At 66.8% G+C, this 19,430-nt stretch carries 18 protein-coding genes and 1 pseudogene; 11 read left to right on the top strand and 8 right to left on the bottom strand.

Translation table 11 applies throughout. The annotated features are described in order from the left end of the window. Positions 1-921, top strand: a 921-nt coding sequence (locus tag VK533_RS16065) for an AI-2E family transporter (RefSeq protein ID WP_324379543.1), incomplete at its 5' end; no start/stop codon positions are given. 3 nt (positions 922-924) lie between these two features. Here the strand turns inward: VK533_RS16065 and VK533_RS16060 are convergent. From VK533_RS16060 to VK533_RS16050, 3 genes are all read right to left on the bottom strand, one after another. Then, positions 925-1,506: an FKBP-type peptidyl-prolyl cis-trans isomerase gene (locus tag VK533_RS16060; protein ID WP_324379541.1), complete on the bottom strand. Its 582-nt coding sequence runs from the start codon at positions 1,504-1,506 to the stop codon at positions 925-927. Between the two features lie 14 nt (positions 1,507-1,520). Then, a complete protein-coding gene (gene rpsU, locus VK533_RS16055) occupies positions 1,521-1,727 on the bottom strand; it encodes a 30S ribosomal protein S21 (RefSeq protein WP_116090844.1) in 207 nt (68 codons plus the stop codon). A 134-nt stretch (positions 1,728-1,861) separates the two neighbouring features. Then, positions 1,862-2,659 carry a class III extradiol ring-cleavage dioxygenase gene (locus tag VK533_RS16050; RefSeq protein WP_324379546.1) on the bottom strand — a complete coding sequence of 266 codons (798 nt, stop codon included), beginning with the start codon at positions 2,657-2,659 and terminating at the stop codon, positions 1,862-1,864. A 65-nt stretch (positions 2,660-2,724) separates the two neighbouring features. Here VK533_RS16050 and VK533_RS16045 point away from each other — a divergent pair, with 65 nt between their 5' ends. The 3 genes from VK533_RS16045 to VK533_RS16035 all read left to right on the top strand — a co-directional run bounded on the left by VK533_RS16045 (position 2,725) and on the right by VK533_RS16035 (position 4,923). Further along, positions 2,725-3,264: a (2Fe-2S)-binding protein gene (locus VK533_RS16045; RefSeq protein ID WP_324379537.1), complete on the top strand. Its 540-nt coding sequence runs from the start codon at positions 2,725-2,727 to the stop codon at positions 3,262-3,264. A gap of 118 nt (positions 3,265-3,382) precedes the next feature. Beyond that, complete coding sequence (locus VK533_RS16040; RefSeq protein ID WP_324379535.1) at positions 3,383-4,291, top strand: RcnB family protein; 909 nt, start codon at positions 3,383-3,385, stop codon at positions 4,289-4,291. A gap of 158 nt (positions 4,292-4,449) precedes the next feature. Further along, positions 4,450-4,923, top strand: a complete 474-nt coding sequence (locus VK533_RS16035; protein ID WP_324379533.1) for an RcnB family protein — start codon at positions 4,450-4,452, stop codon at positions 4,921-4,923. A 154-nt stretch (positions 4,924-5,077) separates the two neighbouring features. Here VK533_RS16035 and VK533_RS16030 read toward each other — a convergent pair whose 3' ends face one another. Both VK533_RS16030 and VK533_RS16025 read right to left on the bottom strand, forming a co-directional pair. After that, positions 5,078-5,734: a hypothetical protein gene (locus tag VK533_RS16030; protein WP_324379531.1), complete on the bottom strand. Its 657-nt coding sequence runs from the start codon at positions 5,732-5,734 to the stop codon at positions 5,078-5,080. 63 nt (positions 5,735-5,797) lie between these two features. Further along, complete coding sequence (locus VK533_RS16025) at positions 5,798-7,372, bottom strand: lysine--tRNA ligase (RefSeq protein WP_324379528.1); 1,575 nt, start codon at positions 7,370-7,372, stop codon at positions 5,798-5,800. 103 nt (positions 7,373-7,475) lie between these two features. Between VK533_RS16025 and VK533_RS16020 the strand changes: the two genes are divergently transcribed. The 4 genes from VK533_RS16020 to VK533_RS16005 are packed head-to-tail and all read left to right on the top strand — an operon-like array spanning position 7,476 to position 11,822. After that, on the top strand, positions 7,476-8,045 hold the full coding sequence (locus VK533_RS16020; RefSeq protein ID WP_324379526.1) for a hypothetical protein: 570 nt from the start codon (positions 7,476-7,478) through the stop codon (positions 8,043-8,045). Beyond that, a complete protein-coding gene (locus VK533_RS16015) occupies positions 8,042-10,765 on the top strand; it encodes an ATP-dependent DNA helicase (RefSeq protein ID WP_324379524.1) in 2,724 nt (907 codons plus the stop codon). The genes VK533_RS16020 and VK533_RS16015 overlap by 4 nt, the downstream gene beginning before the upstream one ends. Further along, positions 10,762-11,301, top strand: a complete 540-nt coding sequence (locus VK533_RS16010) for a SixA phosphatase family protein (RefSeq protein ID WP_324379522.1) — start codon at positions 10,762-10,764, stop codon at positions 11,299-11,301. Before VK533_RS16015 ends, VK533_RS16010 begins: the two co-directional genes overlap by 4 nt. Next, positions 11,298-11,822 (top strand): GNAT family N-acetyltransferase, encoded by a 525-nt coding sequence (locus VK533_RS16005; protein ID WP_324379544.1) that lies wholly within the window; start codon positions 11,298-11,300, stop codon positions 11,820-11,822. Before VK533_RS16010 ends, VK533_RS16005 begins: the two co-directional genes overlap by 4 nt. 75 nt (positions 11,823-11,897) lie before the next feature. Here the strand turns inward: VK533_RS16005 and VK533_RS16000 are convergent. From VK533_RS16000 to VK533_RS15990, 3 genes and pseudogenes are all read right to left on the bottom strand, one after another. Further along, positions 11,898-12,695 (bottom strand): annotated as a pseudogene (locus VK533_RS16000) (SPOR domain-containing protein); the annotation flags it as partial. A 78-nt stretch (positions 12,696-12,773) separates the two neighbouring features. Beyond that, positions 12,774-14,348 carry a hypothetical protein gene (locus VK533_RS15995; RefSeq protein ID WP_324379520.1) on the bottom strand — a complete coding sequence of 525 codons (1,575 nt, stop codon included), beginning with the start codon at positions 14,346-14,348 and terminating at the stop codon, positions 12,774-12,776. After that, positions 14,345-15,493, bottom strand: a complete 1,149-nt coding sequence (locus tag VK533_RS15990) for a glycosyltransferase (RefSeq protein ID WP_324379519.1) — start codon at positions 15,491-15,493, stop codon at positions 14,345-14,347. The genes VK533_RS15995 and VK533_RS15990 overlap by 4 nt, the downstream gene beginning before the upstream one ends. A 339-nt stretch (positions 15,494-15,832) precedes the next feature. Here VK533_RS15990 and VK533_RS15985 point away from each other — a divergent pair, with 339 nt between their 5' ends. The 3 genes from VK533_RS15985 to VK533_RS15975 all read left to right on the top strand — a co-directional run. Further along, a complete protein-coding gene (locus VK533_RS15985; protein WP_324379517.1) occupies positions 15,833-16,345 on the top strand; it encodes a sigma-70 family RNA polymerase sigma factor in 513 nt (170 codons plus the stop codon). Positions 16,346-16,375: 30 nt separating this feature from the next. Next, positions 16,376-17,308: a FecR family protein gene (locus tag VK533_RS15980; RefSeq protein WP_324379515.1), complete on the top strand. Its 933-nt coding sequence runs from the start codon at positions 16,376-16,378 to the stop codon at positions 17,306-17,308. Between the two features lies 1 nt (position 17,309). Continuing rightward, positions 17,310-19,430 (top strand): TonB-dependent receptor (locus VK533_RS15975; RefSeq protein ID WP_324379513.1); only part of this gene is annotated, 2,121 nt, incomplete at its 3' end.

Below are 19,430 nucleotides of genomic sequence, written 5' to 3'. Positions count from 1 at the left end.
CTGCTGATCGTCGGCGGCGTGGTGTTCGCGGCGCTGCTCGACGGCGGCGTGCGGTTGCTGGGCAAGGCCTTCCCGCGCATCGGACGCGGCATCCGGCTCGCGATCGTCTCGATCCTGGTCGCCTGCTTCCTGGTGGGTTTCTTCATCATCGCGGGCAGCCAGCTCGCCGGGCAGTTCGAAGCATTGCGCGCGGTAGTGATGGGGCAGATCAACCACCTGGTCGACTATGGTCACCGGATGGGGTTCGTGCCGCCCAAGGAAGGCGCGGCGCAGATCGGCCAGCAGCTGGTCGGCTCGTTCGGACAGGTGACGGCGGTGCTTGGCACCGCGCTTGGCGGTATTTCCAGCCTTGTCGCGATCATCGTGCTCGGCCTGTTCATCGCGATGGAGCCGCGTCTGTACGAGCGCGGCGTCGCCTGGATGCTGCCGATGGCGCGGCGCCGGGATTTCTACAACACCGCCGACAAGATGGGCCACACGCTGCGCCGGCTGATGGCGGGCCGATTGGTCGGCATGGCGGTCGAGGGCCTGTTCGTCGGCATCGCGCTGACCCTGATCGGCGTGCCGATGGCGCCTTTGCTCGGCGTGCTGACCGGCCTGCTCGCCTTCCTGCCCAATATCGGCGGGCTCGTGTCCGGCGCGCTGATCATGTTGGTCGGTTTCTCGGCGAGCACCAATATCGGGATCGGCGCGGTCATCGTCTATGTCACGGTGCAGACATTCGACGGCTACGTCGTGGTGCCGATGGTCGCACGGCGCGCGGTCGATCTGCCGCCGGCGCTGGTGCTGGGCTGCCAGCTATTGTTCGGGGCGCTGTTCGGCATCCTCGGCCTGGCTTTGGCCGATCCGATCGTGGCGATGGTGAAGGTTTTGCTCGAAGAACGGAGCGAGCAGGCCGCCGTGGACGCCAAAGCGTCCTGAGCCTTACATTCCCGGAACGGCACCCGCCGGCATCGCCTGGAATTCGTGCATCGTGATATCGAACACCAGCACCGAATTGCCGGGGATCACGACCTTGCCGTTCTCGTCGCGCTGGTCGTCGGCGCCATAGGCGTTGGCCGGCGGCAGCCACACGCGATAGGTCGCGCCCTTCGGCATCAGCATCAAGGCTTCGGCAAAGCCCGGTACGACACGCGCGATCGGCATCGGCACCGGCTGGCCCGGCTTGCTCGCATCGAACTCGGCGCCACTGGTGAGCGTGCCGCGATAATCGACCAGAGCGACGTCGCCCGCGGTCGGAGTCGGACCCGCACCGGGCTTGATCACCTGATATTCGAGGCCGGAAGCGGTCGTCGTGACGCCGTGGCGCTTGCCGTTGGCGGCGAGGAAGTCCGCCGCCGGCAGCTTGGCCATGGCGGGGGAGGCGCCGGCGGCCGCGCGCGGCGCGGTGCTGGCATAGACGCCGCCGCCGACACCAGCGGCGAGCAGGATGGCGATCCCGGCCCACAAGGCGATAATCCCGCTCTTGCCCACGGGGCGGAGCGGAACGGCGGTCACATCCGACATATAAGTATCAGGCCTTAGCGGGCCTGATCGCGCTCGGTGCGCTTGCGCTCCAGCTTGCGGGCGCGGCGGATCGCGGCGGCACGTTCGCGTGCACGCTTTTCCGACGGCTTCTCGTAATGACGGCGCAGCTTCATTTCGCGATACACGCCTTCGCGCTGCAGCTTCTTCTTGAGCGCGCGCAGGGCCTGGTCGACATTGTTATCGCGAACGATGATCTGCATAAAAAACCAATTCTCCAGTACGGCTTACGCGTCCGCCAGCCGGCAATAAAAGATTGTCGCCGCGAACGATGCCCGCGTCGGAAGCGGCGCCCCTAACAGCGTGAAGGTGATTCGACAACCCTCAGGGGCATTTCTCAGCCGAAGCGGAAAGCGGATACCGTCCAGCCGATCACATGATTGCGAAAGGCGTGGGCTACCGAATCGTTCCCGCCGGCGCCGAGTGCGACCATCAGCGGTATCAGATGCTCTTCGCGGGGGTGGGCGAACCGCGCCTGCGGCAAGGATGCCCAGGCGGCGACGCGGGCGCGGCGCGAATCCGGGTCTGGATCGGTCACCGCCGCACTCAGCGCATCGTCGAACAGATCGGCCTGCGCGCTCACATCTTGTCCCAGCGTGCGCATATTGTGGAAGCTCATGCCCGATCCGACGATCAGCACGCCCTCGTCGCGCAAGGCGGCGAGGGCCTGGCCGGCGCGGATATGCGCTGCGGGATCGAGATCCTTGCGCAGCGAGAGTTGCACGGTCGGGATATCGGCGTCAGGCACCGCGACCTTTAGCGGAATGAATACGCCATGATCCCAGCCGCGCGTGGCATTTTCACCGACCGTGAAACCGGCCTCGGTCAGCAACGCTTCCACCTTTCGCGCCAGATCGGGCGCACCGGGCGCATCCCAGCGCAACTGGTAGGTGTGCTCTGGAAAGCCGTAATAATCGAACAGCAATCCGGGCTTTTCGCCGGTGTGGACGGTGAAGTCCGCTTCCTCCCAATGGCCCGACACGATCAGGATCGCCTTGGGCTGTTCGGGCAAGGACGGCAGGATGCCGCTCAGATAATCGCGCATCGGCTGCCAGACGGGCGGACAGGACCCGTCAGGGTTGAGGAAGAAACAGGGCCCCCCGCCATGGGGAAGGAAAAGGCTCGGTTGGCGCATAAACGGGAGATGGGGCACGTGTCGGCGCTTTCCAATCAGGCACACGCTTTATACTGTGGCCCGCGATGACCCGCTTCACCGTCAATGGCGAGCCCGTCCATTACAAGATGGATCCCGAAACCCCGCTTCTGTGGGCGTTGCGCGATGCGTCGAACATGACCGGCACCAAATATGGCTGCGGCGCGGGCCAGTGCGGGGCCTGTACGGTGCATGTCGACGGCGCTGCGCGCCGTTCATGTCAGGTCACGATCGGCGCGATCGAAGGCAGCTTCGTCACCACGATCGAGGGGCTGAGCGGTGACCGCAGTCACCCGCTGCAGCAGGCATTCGCGGCGGAGAATGTGCCTCAGTGCGGTTATTGCATGTCGGGCGTGCTGATGGCGGCGGCGGCGCTGCTGGCACACAACCCCAACCCCAGCGACGCGCAGATGGACGAGGCGATCACCAACCTATGCCGCTGCGGCACCTATCCGCGTATCCGCCGCGCGATCCGCCGCGCCGCCGAGGCGAGCCACGGCAATGCGATCGCGGCCGCGCCGCCGCCCGATATCGACCCAGAAGATGCCGCCGCCGCCGTGCCGGCGCTGACGCCCGTTCATAAATAAAGCGAGCCCGGAAGCTTTCTGAACGCTGACGGATCAATTCAGCCATCAATCACGCCCGATCGTTCATACAAGCGTTAATGACGGGGCAGATGTGCTTCCGCAGAGAGGAGAGACGCAGATGAAAAGCATAAGGACAGCTCTGCTTGCCGCCGCGGTGATCGCGGTGATGCCGGCCGCGGCCTATGCCGACGACCAGAATCCGCGCCATGACCATAATGGTGATCGCGGTGGTGATCGTGGCGCCCGCCCGGCGCCGCCGCAGGCGCAGCACGCCCCGGCCGCGGTGCCGATGCCGCTGCAGGCCGGCGATCATGGCAATGCCGGCTCACGCGGCAATTCCGGCGGGGGTCAGCCGGCGGTCCAGGCGCTGGCGCAGCAGCACGAAAATCGCGGCAACGGGCAGGGCAACCAGAGACGCGGCGATCGCGGACCCGGCAATGGCTGGCAGGGCAATCGCGACAACAATGTTCGTCCGACGCCGCCGCAGGCGATCAACCCGGTTCAGGTCGGGCAGGATCGTGGCCAGTGGCGCGGCAACGACAACCGCAATGGTGACAACCGCAACGGCCAGAATGACGGCCGCCGCAACGACGATCGTCGCGGCGACAATAATAACCACGGGCAGTGGAACAACGGCGATCATCGCCCGAACGGCAATGGCTATCGCCCCGGTGGCAACAACTGGAACGGCAACAGCCACCAGTGGAATAACAACGGCCATCGCTGGGACAGCAACCGCTGGCGCAATGACAACCGTTATAACTGGCAGGGTTGGCGCAACAGCCACCGCGACCTGTTCCGCAGCCGTTATAATGCACCGCGCGGCTTTCATTACCGCTCGGTCTATGCGGGCTTCTTCCTCGAGCCCCTGTTCTACGGCTCGAGCTACTGGCTGGCGGACCCCTATCAATATCGGCTTCCGCCGGTGGAATGGCCGCTGCGCTGGGTCCGCTACTATAATGACGCCGTCCTGGTCGACGTGACCAGCGGTGAAGTCGTTGACAGCATTCCTAATTTCTTCTTCTAATAATCCTGCTGGCCGGCGCTGAGAAATCAGTGCCGGCCAAGTCTTTCCCTAAGCTGACAAACACATTCGAAGCCCGTTCATCGAATCAGCATTAGACGGGTAATCGACGGAAGCGTGTTTGTGCTTCCAGTCGAGTTTATAAGGGAAAGGAGTAGACGATGCGCAAAGCCATACTTGCCGGTCTTCTGGCCGCCACGATCGTTCCGACCATCGCTCAGGCGCAGAACAACGAGCTGCGTCATGACCGTCGCGACGTCCGCGACCAGCAGCGCGACGTCGCGCGCGATTATCGTCATGGCGCCGCGCCGGCGCAGATTCGCGATGACCGCCGCGACGTGCGCGATGCACGCCGCGAATATCGGGGCGATTGGCGCGACTATCGCGGCCGCCACCCCGACGTCTATCGCGGTCCGGCCTGGGTCGGCCCGCGCGGCTATCGCTGGCGGCCGGTGACGGTCGGCTATCGCTTCACGCCGACCTTTTACGACCGCCGCTACTGGATCGACCCCTATCGTTATCACCTGCGCCCGGTGCTCGGCTACCAGCGCTGGGTTCGCTACGGCAACGACGTGGTGCTGATCGATATCCGCAGCGGCCGCGTGCTCGAGGTCAATAACGGCTTCTTCTTTTAAGTCTGTACGTAGCGTTGCGTGAAGACGACCCGGGCGGGAAACCGCCCGGGTTTTTTCGTCACGTGGCCGCACCGGCCCGCACCCCCACCCGGCCTCTCATAGAATAACCTGTTGGGAGGCCGGGTGGGGTGCGGGCCGGTGCGGCTCTACCAAACTAAAGTCGCCCGAACGGAAGCAGCTTCTTGGCCAGCAGGGCGGCGGTGCGGCCGTCGCCCGAACGCAGCGGGATCAGCAGCGCCTGCGCCTGATGCTTGGCGATGCGATCGAGCAAGGTTGGCGCGGGCGCGGCGGCGGCCTGTTCGGCAAGACTGCGCGCGGCGGCGACGTCCCGGGGATTGAGGCGGATTCGCATCAGGGCGGCGAACCCGGTGAAGAAGGGGCGGCCGCCGCCGAGTGCGACCGCTTTGTCGAGCTCGGCCAGCCCGATTTCCTTCTTCGCGCCCAGCATTGTGGTGGCGAAGAAGCCTGCGTCGACCGTGTCGAGATGCCAGGTCGCGACCGCAAGATGCGCTTCCGGATCGCGCGGATTGGCGGCGAGGAAGGCTTCGAACATGTGCCGCGCCATCTTGGCGTCCCCGGGCGAATGGGTGAGGTGCGCGCGGTCGCCGATCGCGACGGCATGCTGCATCTGCGCCTCCCGGTCGCCGGGATTGGCGGCGAGCATCGCCTCGGCCATGGCCAGGCCCTGGTTGATCAGCGCCAGCGCGGCCGATTTGTCGGTCGTCTGGAACGATGCCTGGGTGAGCAATTCGCGCGGGGTGGCGGCGGCGAGCGGGCTGGCGAGCGCCAGCAACAGAGAGATCGCGCCCACCCCAAGGGCTGTTTTTATTTTTGTCATGGATTTGGAGAAAGCTCCGCGTTGCGAAACGATCCGTCAGCCTCTCTCTGTCAGCGCGTCGGCGATGAGCGCGCGGCTATTGGCGAGACCGTATAATGCGATGAAGCTGCCCATGCGCGGACCTTGCTCGGAACCCAGCAACGTCTCGTACAAGGCCTTGAACCAGTCGCGCAATTTCTCCTGGCCGTAATGAGCCTTGCCGACCTCATAGACCTCGTTCTGCGCGGCGGCGGCGAGATCGTCGCTGCCGTCGAGCGCGGCGAGCCGGGCATCGAGATCGCGCAGCGCGGCGGCTTCCTCGGGCGTGGGCGCGCGGCGCTTGAGCGTCGGCGCGACATAATCGCGATGATAGGCGAGCGCATGGCCGATCAGCGCGTCGAGCGCGGGATGCTGCGTGCCGGGGCGGTAGGCCTCGAGATAGTCGCGCACCACCGCCCGATCGGCATTGCCGATCACGCCGACCAGGTTGAGCAGAAGCCCGAAGCTGACCGGCAGCACCTCCGCCGGCACATCGCCGTTGTGGATGTGGTGGACCGGGTTGCCGAGCTTCTGCGGCAGTTCCTGCGTGGGATAGTCGGCAACCGACTTCCAATAATCGTCGATCGCGCGCGGAATCACGCCGATGTGGAGCGCTTTCGCGCGCTTGGGTTCGCGATAGGCGAAGTAAGCCAAGCTCTCCTGCGGGCCATAGGTCAGCCATTGTTCGAGGCTGAGGCCGTTGCCCTTGGACTTGGAGATCTTCTCGCCATTTTCGTCGAGGAACATCTCGTAATTGAAGCCCTCGGGCGGCTTCGCGCCCAGCACGCGGCAGATTTTCGACGACTGGATCACCGAATCGATCAGATCCTTGCCCGCCATCTCATAATCGACGCCCAATGCGACCCAGCGCATCGCCCAGTCGACCTTCCATTGCAGCTTGGCCGCACCGCCAAGCGCGGTGGTGGTGTGCGTGTCGCCATCGGGCGTGGTGTAGCGGATCAGGCCGGAATCGGCATCGACCACCTCGACCGGCACCTGCAGCACGATCCCCGTGCGCGGATCAATCGGCAGCACCGGCGAGTAAGTCGCCTGGCGCTCGGCCCGCAGCGACGGCAGCATCACGCCCATGATCGCGTCGTAATGGCGCAGCACGTTCTTGAGCGCGTCATCGAAACGGCCGGTCGTGTAATAATCCGTCGCCGACAGGAATTCATAATCGAAGCCGTACCGGTCGAGGAATAAGCGCAGCATCGCGTTGTTGTGGTGCGCGAAGCTTTCGAACTTGCCGAACGGATCGGGGATGCGCGTCAGCGGCTTGCCGAGATGCTCGGTCAGCATCGCCTGGTTGGGGACATTGTCGGGCACCTTGCGCAGGCCATCCATGTCGTCGCTGAACGCGACCAGCCGGGTCGGCACGTCCGACATGGCTTCATAGGCATGGCGCACCATCGTCGTGCGCAGCACTTCGTTGAACGTGCCGATATGCGGCAGGCCCGACGGGCCGTAGCCGGTCTCGAACAGGACATGACCTTTGGCCGGCGCGCCTTGGGGATAGCGGGCGAGCAGTTTGCGCGCTTCCTCATAGGGCCACGCCTTGGAGGCGAGCGCGGCGTCGCGCAGTTCGTTTGCCATTTGTTCCCGGTTTCACTAAGGTTCAGGCGAGCGCCTTTAGGGGCGGTAGTCGAGTGTGGGAAGCAGAGTCACGCTGTACCCCGAGGAGGCGCAGGCGAGAGCGATGGAGATTTTGCCCCCCGACGCCAATCTGCCCGTCCCCTATATCCGCCGGCTCGATCCGGTCGCCGAGCGCACCTTCTACGTCGCGCGGCCCGGCATCAGGGCGATTCCCTCCGGCGCGGGGACGGTCGTTGTATTCGTGGGGCTGCAAAGCTTCACTTTGATCGGTTTCCTGTGGGCGATCTGGTGGCCCGCGCCGAGCAGTACGAGCGATTATGCCTTTTCGATCGGGGCGAGTTCCGTGCTCGGCCTGCTGGTGATCGCGGTGTTCGTGCTGCTGATGCGGCGCTTTCCGGGATTCCTGCTGGCGGTGCTGCGATCGCCCTTCATCAGCGTCTCGGTCACCGATCGCCGGGTGTTGTGGACTTTGCCCTGGATGCGGGCGCCGCTGATGGAGATCGGGCGCGAACGCGTGCTGGGCGGCATAATCGGCATGCTCGACCGCAAGGGTAACGGGCCCGCGGCGTTGATCCTGGTGCCCGGGGATCCCTGCGCCGACATCGACGGCAATATCCATTTCGACCGGCTGCCCGATGCGGCGGCATTCGTCGCCTCGCTCGACCGCGGGTGAGCGCGCTCGCGCCGCTGCCCGCGCTGCATGCAACCCATGGCGGCATCTGGCTGGCGACAGCCGAGGGCACGCGCGCGCTCGGCCGGGGCGAGGCGATCGCGCAGGCGTCGGAGACACCGACGATCGTCCTCAATGCGCCTTTGGTGGCGGCACGGCTCGGCCTGAGCGAATTATCCGGGCTCGATCTGCTCGAACTCTATGCCTTCATCCATCCCGCGCGCTTCGTCGTGCCGACGCCGGCGGGCATGGCGCGCGCTCTCGGGCTCCAACCGCCCGCCGACGATGGATCGGCGGCCGCCTTCCTCCGGGCCGCCACCGCCAGCCTGCTGGCGATGCTGGGCAACCGTGACTGGCCGGAACGCGAAGGCGCGTGGACCGGCGCGCAGGCGCTCGGCCGGCTGCGCTGGCCCTGGGCCAATCTGGTCGCGCCGCTGATCGAGAAGCCGGCCCAGGCCGAGCGCTGGCTTTTCTCCAAATTGCCGCAATGGGAGGAAGCCCCGCCCCGGCCCGATCCGCGCCCCTATCGCCTGAGCGATGAAGAAACGCTCGAGCGGCTGGCGCAACTCGTCGGCCGCGATGCCGAACCGCGCGAGGGGCAGCGGGCTTATGCCGCCAGCGCCGCGCGCGCCTTCGATCCCCGCGACGCCGCCGGACGGCCGCATATGGTGCTGGCCGAGGCGGGCACGGGCATCGGCAAGACATTGGGCTATCTCGCGCCGGCCTCGCTCCATGCCGCGGCGGCGGGCGGGCCGGTGTGGGTCTCGACCTACACCAAGGCGCTGCAACGCCAGCTCGCCGCCGAAAGCGCGCGCGTCTTCCCGGACGACAAGATCCGGCGGGAAAAGGTGGTGATCCGCAAGGGGCGGGAGAATTATCTGTGCCTGCTCAATCTGGAGGATGCGCTGCAGGGCGGTTTCCAGAATCGCGCGGCGGTGCTGGCGCAGATGGTCGCGCGCTGGGCGGCCTATACGCGCGACGGCGACATGATCGGCGGCGATCTGCCCGGCTGGCTGCCGACTTTGTTTCGCCGCGCCGGATCGACCGCGCTGACCGACCGGCGCGGCGAATGCGTCTATGCCGGCTGCCCGCATTACCGGAAATGCTTCATCGAACGCGCCAGCCGCGCGTCGGACCAGGCCGACCTGGTGATCGCCAACCATGCGCTGGTGATGATCCTCGGATCGCGGCGGATGGACGAGGGCCGACCGCTCGCGCGGATCGTGTTCGACGAGGGCCATCACCTGTTCGACGCGGCCGATTCGACCTTCGCCGCCGCGCTGACGGGGCAGGAGACGATCGAGCTTCGCCGCTGGATCCTGGGCCCCGAATCGAAGGCGCGCGGGCGGCGGCGGGGTCTGGCGGCGCGCTTGCTCGACGTCGCTTCCTATGACGAGGACGGCCATCGCGCGATCGAGCAAGCGTCCGCCGCCGCGCGCGAATTGCCGGGCGACGGCTGGCTCGGCCGGCTGGCGGAGGAGCTGCCGCTGGGGCCGATCGAGAAGCTGCTCGCGGCGGTGCGCAGCACGACCTACGCCCGGGCGAGCGCGGCCGATGCGGGCTATGGGATCGAGACGCATGCGTCGGAACTCGACGCCGGCCTGATCGAGGCGGCGGCGCCCGCGGCCGAAGCGCTGGAGGCTTTGGTCCGCCCGCTCGCGCGGCTGCGCCAGCGGTTGCAGGCGGTGCTGGAGGATGCGCCCGACTGGCTCGACACGGCGGCGCGCGCGCGGGTCGAAGGTGCGATTGCCGGGCTGGTCAGCCGCAGCCAGACGCTCGCGGCGTGGATCGCTTTGCTCGCACGGCTGGGCGGCCCGGCCGATCCCGATTTCGTCGATTGGCTCGCGGTCGATCGGGTCGAGGGGCGCGAATTCGATATCGGCCTGCATCGCCATTGGCTCGACCCGACCCGCCCGCTCGCCGAAACCGTGCTCAAGCCCGCGCACGGGCTGATCGTCACCTCCGCAACGTTGCGCGGCGGCGAGGATTGGGACGTGGCCGAGGCGCGCAGCGGCGCGCTCCACCTCGACAAGGCGGCGGTGCGCTTCGCCGCCCCCTCGCCGTTCGATTATGCCGCGCAATCCGAAGTGCTGATCGTGACCGACATCAAGCGCGGCGACACCGCCGCTTTGGCGGGCGCCTATGCCCGGCTGATCGAAGCGTCGGGCGGCGGCGCGCTCGGCCTGTTCACCGCGATCCAGCGGCTGCGCGCGGTTCATGCCCGCATCGCCGATCGTCTGGCGCGCGAAGGCCTCCCGCTGTTCGCGCAGCATGTCGATCCGATCGACACCGGCACGTTGGTCGACATCTTCCGCGACGATCCGCGCGCGAGCCTGCTCGGCACCGACGCGTTGCGCGACGGCGTCGACGTGCCGGGTGAATCGCTGCGGCTGGTGGTGATGGAGGGCGTGCCCTGGCCGCGCCCGACCGTGCTGCATGGCGCGCGCCGCGCGGCGGGCGGCGGCACCGCGTTCGACGATCGCATCGTTCGCGCCCGGCTCGCCCAGGCGTTCGGCCGGCTGATCCGCCGTGCGGGCGATCACGGCACGTTCGTCCTCTTGTCGTCGGCGACGCCGTCACGGCTGCTCGACGCGTTCCCGCCTGGCGTGACGGTTTCCCGCGTGAGCCTGGAAGAAGCGGTCGTGCGCGTCGCATCACGCCTTCCTTCTGTCGCATCTTTGGGTCATCAAGGGGCGGGCGAGGGAATATCGGAGCAAGCATGAAGCGGCTGACGCTGCTGCGGCACGCGAAATCCGGCGACGACGGTACGGTCGCGCGCGATTTCGATCGTCCGCTCAACGCCAAGGGCCGCCGCGCCGCGCGTGCGATCGGCCGTCATATGCGCGACAAGGCTTTGCGCTTCGATGCGGTGATCGCGTCGCCCGCCACCCGCGTCGCCGAGACGCTGCAGGAGGTCGAGGCGGGCTATGGCGGCGGACTCGCGCCGCAATGGGAACGGCGCATCTATCTCGCCACGCCCGACGAACTGCTCGACGTCGTGCACGACGCGCCCGCAAACGCGGATTCGATCCTGCTGGTCGGACACAATCCCGGGCTGGAACAACTCGTGCTGATGCTCGTGCCCGAACGAACCGACGGTGCGCGCGGCGAAATCGAGGTCAAATATCCGACCGCGAGTCTGGCCGAGATGGTGTTCGCGGTCGATCGCTGGGAGGATGTCGGTCGGGGCGGCGGCGATCTCGTCCGCTTCGTGCGGCCGCGCGATCTCGATCCCGAACTGGGCCCCGATTACGCATGAGCGATCCGATCCTGCGGCGCGCGGTTCCGGCCGACGCCGCGCGGCTAGCTCTGCTCGGTGCGGCCACGTTCCTGCATAGCTTCGCGCACGATCATCCGGGCGACGCCATCGTGGCGCATATCGACGCCTACCACTCGGCGGACTGGTATAAGCGGCTGCTCGGCGATCCGGACAAAGCGGCGTGGATATTGGAAACCGAACTTGGCGCGCCGGTCGGCTATGCTTTGCTGACCCCGCCCGCGCTCGATTGCCCGACGGAAAAAGGCGATCTTGAATTGAAGCGCATTTATTTGCTGGGACCGTGGCAGTCGGGCGGCTGGGGCAAACGTTTGCTGGAGGCGGCGGAAAACGAAGCGCGCGCGCGTGATGCGCGGCACCTGCTGCTCTGCGTGTATACGGTCAATGTAAGCGCGCAGCGTTTCTATGCGCGCCAAGGTTATGCCGACACCGGCTTTCGCCAGACGTTCATGGTCGGCGACGTGGCGTTTGAGGATTATATCTGGGCGAAGCCGCTCGGCTGAACGATTGCGGTCCGTCAGCTTGACGGGGCCGGTTGCATTCCCCTGACGCGTCAGGAACTGCCAGCCCGCCGCCTGCAACTTGCGGCAGAAATCACGCGCCGCATCATCGTCGGCGAGCTGCGCCTGAAGACGGTAGATTGCGCCCGCACGGACGACCGCGTGGCCGGCCTCGATGCCTTCGATCTTGCCGGTCAGCTTCGACCATGCCTGCTCGGCCGCAGTCGCCGAACGGAATGCGCCGACCTGGATGCGGACGGGGCTGGCCGGCTTCGCGGACCGTTCCGCTGTTTCGATCACGGGGGCGACGGGCAGCGGTGCCGCCGCGGGAATCGCGGCCGCGCCGAGTGCCGTGCTCCGGCTTTGCACTTCGGGCGACACCAAAGTGCGCAAGGTGGCGAGCCGGGTCTGCGCCTCGGGCAATCCGGCGGCGGCGGCACGCGACATCAAGGCGAAGGCGCGCGCTTCGTCACGCGGTACGCCGTCGCCATTATAGTAAAGCGCCGCGAGCGAGCAGAGCGCGCGCGGCTCGCCATGCTGGGCGGCGATCGTCAGCCACGGTGCCGCCGCCGCTTCGAGATGCTGGCCGATCAGCAGCAGGCCGAGCTCGGTCGCCGCGCCGACATCGCCCTGGCGTGCAGCGCGCTCGTACCAGTCTTCGGCCAGCGGAAAATTGGGGTCGACCGAACGGCCGAGCCGATAGGCCTCGCCGATCAGATATTGGGCGTGCGCGTCGCCATGGATCGCGGGTTCGATCGCCCGCGCGAACGCGCCGCGATAATCGCCCTGCTGCCACAAAGCGTCGGCCTGCGGCACGGCCGCGGCGGCGGCGGCCGCCCAGAGGGCAAGCAGCAAGAAGGTCAGCAACGCGCGCATCGCCGCTGAAGCTAAGCCGTCAGGGTTAACAATTCACCGAAACGGACCCTGGCGGCGCGTCGGTAAGCGCCAAATCTCTCAGCTGATCGTCCGATGGTCGGTCGCGCGCTGGGCGGCGGCCTCCGCGGCGTCCCTGGGATAGCCGTTCCGCTCGACGCGTTTGTAGACGATCCGCTCGCGCGAACCGATCTTGATCTTGAAGATCGGCCGGTAATCCGCGGCGAGCGCGCTGCGCACGATCGCGAGCGAGCCCGCATTATAGCCCGGATCCGGCCGGTCGGAGCCGACGACGATGTCGGCGCGGCCCGAAAGCATGATCCGGCGCACTTCCGCTTTGGGATCGAGACCCACCGCGTTTGCCTCGACCCCATCGTTCAGATGGTTGGGAAAGACCCGCGATGTCGGCAGGCAGGCCTGGGTGAGCAGATAGAGGATCGGCTCGCCGTCGAAGACCAGCATGCATCCGTGCAGGTTGGCCTTGATCACCGAGGCCACAGCCCGGACCTCGGGGTCGTGCCCACGATTCTTGAGGCGTTTGGGAATGATCAGCGCCCCCAGCGCGAGGCCGGTTATCGCAAGGAACATCGCCAGCGATATCCGCCGCTCGCCGCTTGCGGTGCTGAACGCCACGGCGGCGCGGCGATCGCCGAGCAAGGCCGCGCAGCACAGGGTCAGCGGCGCCAGCACGGGCAGGAAATAATGCGTGAAATAGGTGCCGAACAGGAGCAGGCCGACGATCGAAGCCGCCAGCCAGCCTAACGCGAAGCGGCGCGGATCCGACAAATCCCGCGCGCGTCCGCGATCGGGGGAGCGCCACTCGACATAGGCGCAGAGCAGCAGCGGCAGGGACAGGCCGACGATCGACCCTATCCGTTCGGCAAGGTCCCGCACGGGCCATTTCCCGCGCTGGAAGATCGATTCGAAATTGGCGTAGAGGAAGGCGTCGAGATGGCCGATGCGCGCATACCAGGCGATCGCGGCGATCGTCGGCAGCAGGGCCAGACCAACCCACGTCAGCGCATAACCGGCGATGGCGGCGTAGGATGCGCCGGTTCGGCGCGCTTTCCACATCAGCGCAAGGCCGAAGAATATGCCTTCGAACAAAGCCGAATATTTTACCTGCAGCGCGATCCCGATCAGCAGCATCGCACCGGCGCCGAAATCGAACACGCGGCGGTGCGACGTCTCCTCGACCACCGCATGCATGACCAGCGCGCCCGCCGCCGCCACGAACAGATTGTAGAAGACCGGCGTCTGCCCGCCCGCGCCGTCGAACAACAAAAGCCACAGCAGATAGGCCGCGCCCGCGAGTGCGGCGCCGCGCCCATTCGAGAAGCGCAGCGCCATCAGCGATATGAGGAAGGCGGTCGCCGCCGCGAACAAGGTCGCGACCACCTGATATTGATAAATCCCCTCGCCGCCCAACAGGCGAATGCCCGCATAGAGCAGGAAGATGCCGACCGGCTTGCGGTCCCAGATGTCGACATAGGGGATCGCGCCGTGGAGCAGCCGGTCGCCCGTCATCAGATAGAATTCCTCGTCGATCTGGATGACCGGATCGCCGAAGAACCAGGCGCGCGTGGCGAACGCGGCCGCCAGCGCCACCAGCAACAGGGCGGCGACCCGATGCCGCCGCGCCAATGCGAGTATCATCGCTGGACCGACCAGCCGTGTCGGCCGACCGCCCCGTTATTCCACACCATGCCGAGCACGGCACCGGAACAGGCGGCGAGCAACCAGTCGATCCCGTTCGCCGCGAGCGCGGATGCGAGCAGCACGTTGCACACGATGCCGGCCGCGCAGCTCGCCAGGAATGGCAACAGGCCCAGATACCAGCGCCACGCGCCGCGGCGGCCATAAGCCAGCATTTCGTTCGCCGCATACACCGCTGCGCAGCCCGCGATCGCCGCGATCGTTTCGGCGACCGCCGAGCCCAGCCCGTACAGATCGTGGAGCAACCAGAGCGCGAAGAGGTTGGTCAGCAAGCCGGCCGCTGCCATCACGAAGGTCGACAGGCGATTGGCGTGGACGGCGCCGCCGCTGCGATGTTCGGCCAGCATCATGACATAATCCCAGATAACGCGAGGCGAGAGCTTGCTGTCGCCGTGCACGCGGGTTTCGAAGCTGAGCGGGATTTCCGCGACGCGCAGGCCGGATCCGGCGGCCAGAACGAGATCGAGCAGGATCTTGAAGCCGACGCCCGACAAAGCGGGCGCGATATGGTCGACCACGTCGCGACGAACCGCGAAATAGCCGCTCATCGGATCGCTGAGTTCGACCGCGGTCATCGTCCGGGCCGCCCAGGTCGCAAGGCTGCTGGCCGCGGCGCGGTCTTCCGCCCAATCCCCGATAGATCCGCCCGCGATGTACCGGCTCGCGCAGACCAGTTCCGCACTACCGCCGCGCAATATCTCCAGCATGTCGCGCAGCAGCGCGGGATCGTGCTGCAGGTCGGCGTCGATGACGGCGACATAGGTGGCGGATGATGCGAGCATGCCCTCGATGCAGGCCGAGGACAGTCCGCGCCGGCCGATCCTGCGGATCACGCGTACCCGGGAATCCCGTGCGTGAAGCTTGCGCGCATAATGTCCCGTGCCGTCGGGCGAATTGTCATCGACGATGACGATCTCCCAGCGCAGTCCCGCTAGTCCCGCCCGGATGCGATCGACCAGTTCGTCGATGTTCGCGCGCTCGTTATAGGTCGGCACGACCACGGTGATCTCGGCCGGCGCCGTCGCGGCATCGGGCGTCGCGCGGAGATATTGTCCGGCCGGCCGTTCCGCGAGAGGACGAGCCAAATTCAGATCCAGCAGCATCAAAAACCCTTGTCGTCGTGGAGGAGCGGCTGGGTGCCGCCCGCGTCGCATCCGGTTTGGGCGACCGCACGCTCGCTACGGCGGCCGCCCAATCCCCTGACGGACCGGGCTCAGGCTCTCCTTGAAATTTCCTTGTCGCCAAGGTTCGGGCTTTTCGGCTCCGTCAGAATGAAAATGGCGGATGCATTCAGCCTCGGCGGTCTGGTTGCGGGCGGGCCGGCCCGGTACGCCAACCACCGCACGACAGTTGGCCGCAGCGCGTTGAGCCGCTAGACGCGCCGCCATGATCCCTGTCCGAACCGACAGATTCCCGGACGCGCGATGACCGAGTCCGGCCTGAAGGCAGTCCTGCTCGCGAACCGTGAGAAGCTTCTTCGCTTCCTGGCGTCGCATGGTGCCGGCGATGCGGCCGAGGATCTGCTGCAGGAATTGTGGATTCGCGTCTCGACGGCCTCGCAAGGTCCCGTGGCGCAGCCTCTGTCCTATCTGTATCGGGCGGCCAACAATCTCATGCTCGATCGCTATCGTTCGATGCAGCAGGCGGCGAAGCGCGATGCGGATTGGGTCAGCGTCGCGACGAGCGGGACCGGCGAGGCGGAGGAGCCGAGCGCCGAACGCCCCCTCATCGCGCGCGAACATCTCCGGCTGGCCGAGGAGACGCTGGATGCGCTGGGCGCGCGCGCGGCCGCGATCTTCCGGCGCCATCGGATCGACGGGGCGGCGCAGAAGGTGATCGCGCGCGAATTGAATGTCAGCCTCAGCACGGTCGAGGCCGATCTGCGTACCGCTTATCGGGCGATGCTCGACCTCAGGAGGCGTCTCGATGAGGCCTGAGCCGATCGTCTCCGTCCAAGACGTCGAGACATGACGATGACGCCGAACGAGACCGAAATTCAAGCCAGCGCGCTCGACTGGGTCGTGCGCACGCGCGACGCGGACTTCGATCGATGGGAGGAGCTTGGCCACTGGCTAAGCGAGCAGCCGAGCCATGCCGAAGCCTATCACCAGCTGGCGACCGCGGATCAGGATCTCGATCTGCTGCTCCCGCCGAAGCTGTTATACCAGCCGGCCCCGGAATATCGTGCGCGCGGCTTGCGCCGGTTCGGCCTCGCGTCCGGCGGGATTGCCGCCGCGATCGTGGCCGTCCTCGCGGCGCATCTGACGCTTGCGGGCCCGCATTATTACGATGTGCAGACCGGCCCCGGCGAGCGGCGCCAGATCGCCCTGCCCAACGGCACTATTATCGCACTCAACGGCGGCACGCATCTGCGCCTCGACCATGACGATCCGCGCTTCGCCGAAGTCCGGCAGGGCGAGGCCTTGTTCGAGGTCGCGCATGACGCAGCCCATCCCTTCACTGTGCATGTCGGCGATGGGCGGCTCGTCGATCTGGGCACGCGGTTCGATGTCATGCGCTCGAACGCCGGAACCGAGATCGCGGTGGCCGAAGGCGCGGTGCGGTATGATGTTGCCGATCGGCACGTCGCGCTCGCGCCGGGCGATACGCTTCGGGTTTCCGCGGATGGACGCGTTGCCACGAAGGGGGTGGTGCCTGTCGCCCAGGTCGGAACCTGGCGCGAAGGGCGCTTCGTCTATTCGGGCGAGCCGCTGTCCCGCATCGCCGCCGATCTTTCCCGTTATACGGGTCAGCCGGTCACCGCGGCGCCCGACATTGCCGGACAGCCATTCCGGGGCGTGATCAGCGTGGCGGATCCACACAATCTGCAGCCGCTCGGCCCGCTGTTCGGCGCTCGGATCGATCGACGCGGCAACGGCTGGCTGATCTCAAGATATTGACGTGATCCGCAAGGCCGTCATCGCCGCGTGCTGCATTCTGGGGGCGTCTCCCGGTTGGAGCGTGCCGCGCCCGATCCGGATCGACGCCGGCACGCTCGAAAGCGCCCTCGCCCAGCTTTCGCGGCAGGCGGGCGTCAGCGTCGCGGTCGACGATCCGGCGCTGTGGGCGCGGCAGGTTCACGGCATTTCCGGTACGCTTGAGCCCGAGGCGGCGCTGCGTCGCCTGGTCGAGGATGCCGGCGCGAAGCCGGTGCGTCTTGGCCCGCAGACGTGGCGCGTCGTGGCCGTGCCGCGGCCGGTCAGGCGCGTTACCCAAGCCGCTGCGCCGGCCGAACCCCAGCCGGCCCTCGCCGATGTCGTGGTGACCGGAAGCAAGCGCGACCTGCGGCTCGATGAATATCCGGGGACGGTCGAGTTGCTCGACGGAAAACGGCTCGAAACCGACGGGGAGCGCGGCACGGACAGCATCATCGCCCGGCTCGCCAGCGTCTCCTCGACCTATCTCGGCGCGGGGCGGAATAAATTGTTCATCCGCGGCATCGCCGATTCGAGCTTCACCGGACCGACGCAATCGACCGTCGGCCAATATCTCGGCGACATCAGGCTCACCTACAACGCGCCCGACCCCGATTTGCGCATGTACGACATCCAGTCGGTCGAGGTGTTCGAAGGGCCGCAGGGCACGCTCTACGGCGCCGGATCGCTCGGCGGGATCGTGCGGCTGGTTCCCCGGGCTCCGGTCATCGGGGACAATGCGGCGTTGCTCACGGGCGGCGTGTCCGCGACCGAGCATGGCGCGCCCGGGGCCGATCTCGGAGGCTGGGCGAACCTGTCGCTCGACGATCATGTCGCGCTGCGGGTCGTGGGCTACGGCCTGAGCGAGGGCGGTTATATCGACGATGTCCTCCGCCACCGCTCCAACATCAACCGGACCAATGTCGGCGGCGGCCGCGCTACGCTACTGGTCGAACCGGGCGACGACTGGCGGGTGCAGCTCGGCGTGGTGTTCCAGCGGATTCACGGCCTCGACAGCCAATATGCGGATCGCGATCTGCCGCCGCTCGAACGGGCCAGCCCCACCGACGGCGGCTTCGATGCCAATTATCGGATGGCGAGCCTGATCGTCGAAAAGAGATGGGCCGATCTGCGCTTCCAGTCGTCGACCGGCATCATCCGGCATCGCCTCGACGAACAATATGACGCGACGATCGACGCGGCGAATCCGCGCCTGTTCGAACAACGCAACCATACGTCGATGATCACCAACGAAACCCGGCTCTGGCGCCCGTCGCGCGACGGCATCGGCTGGGTGGTCGGGGCCAGTTTCACGCACAATCAGACGGTGCTCGATCGCGCGCTCGGCCCGGTCGACGCGATCCTGCCGACGACCGGCGTCACCAACGTTGTGAGCGAGCTGACCGGCTTTGCGGAGGCAAGCGTCCAGCGCTCGATCTTCACGCTGACCGCCGGTGTGCGCCTCACCCATGACCGTCTGTCCGGATCGGCCGACGATATCGCACCCGCCAGCTTCCAGAAGCTGCTGCTGGCGGGCACGGCCGCCAGCCGGTCCGAGAACAACATCCTGCCCTCGCTCGCGCTGTCCACCCGGTTGAAACCCGGCCTGCTGGCGTTCGTGCGCTATCAGGAAGGTATGCGTCCGGGCGGGCTTGCGGTCGAGAGCGATCTGGTTCGCCGGTTCCACGGCGACCATATCCGCTCGGTCGAGGGCGGATTGCGATTTGGCGACGCGCCAGGCGACATCGTCGGCGGGGCGGTCAGCGCGTCCTATGCGCGATGGACCAATATCCAGGCCGATTATGTCGATGGCGGCGGTCTGCCCAGCACCAGCAATATCGGCAACGGCCGCATTTATTCGCTCAGCGGCTCGCTGCGGATCAGGCCGCGGCCGAACCTCCTGATCGAGCTTTCCTCGACTTACAACGATAGCCGCGTCACCGAGCCGTCCGTCTTCTTCATCCAGTCATTGGTCAACGCGGCCACCTGGCTCAACCCGCTCCCGGTGGCGCCGGTCACAATGGAGCCGCTCGGCCGGATTCCCAATGTGGCGAAGGTGACGTCGCGGGCTTCGGCCCGATACGAAATCCCGATCGGCGCCGCTTCG

Origin of the sequence: Sphingomonas sp. (assembly GCF_035317925.1) — a bacterium.
Lineage (GTDB): Bacteria > Pseudomonadota > Alphaproteobacteria > Sphingomonadales > Sphingomonadaceae > Sphingomonas_I.
The sequence above is the reverse complement of the archived record's forward strand: the minus strand, read 5'-3'. Positions and strand labels throughout refer to the sequence as shown.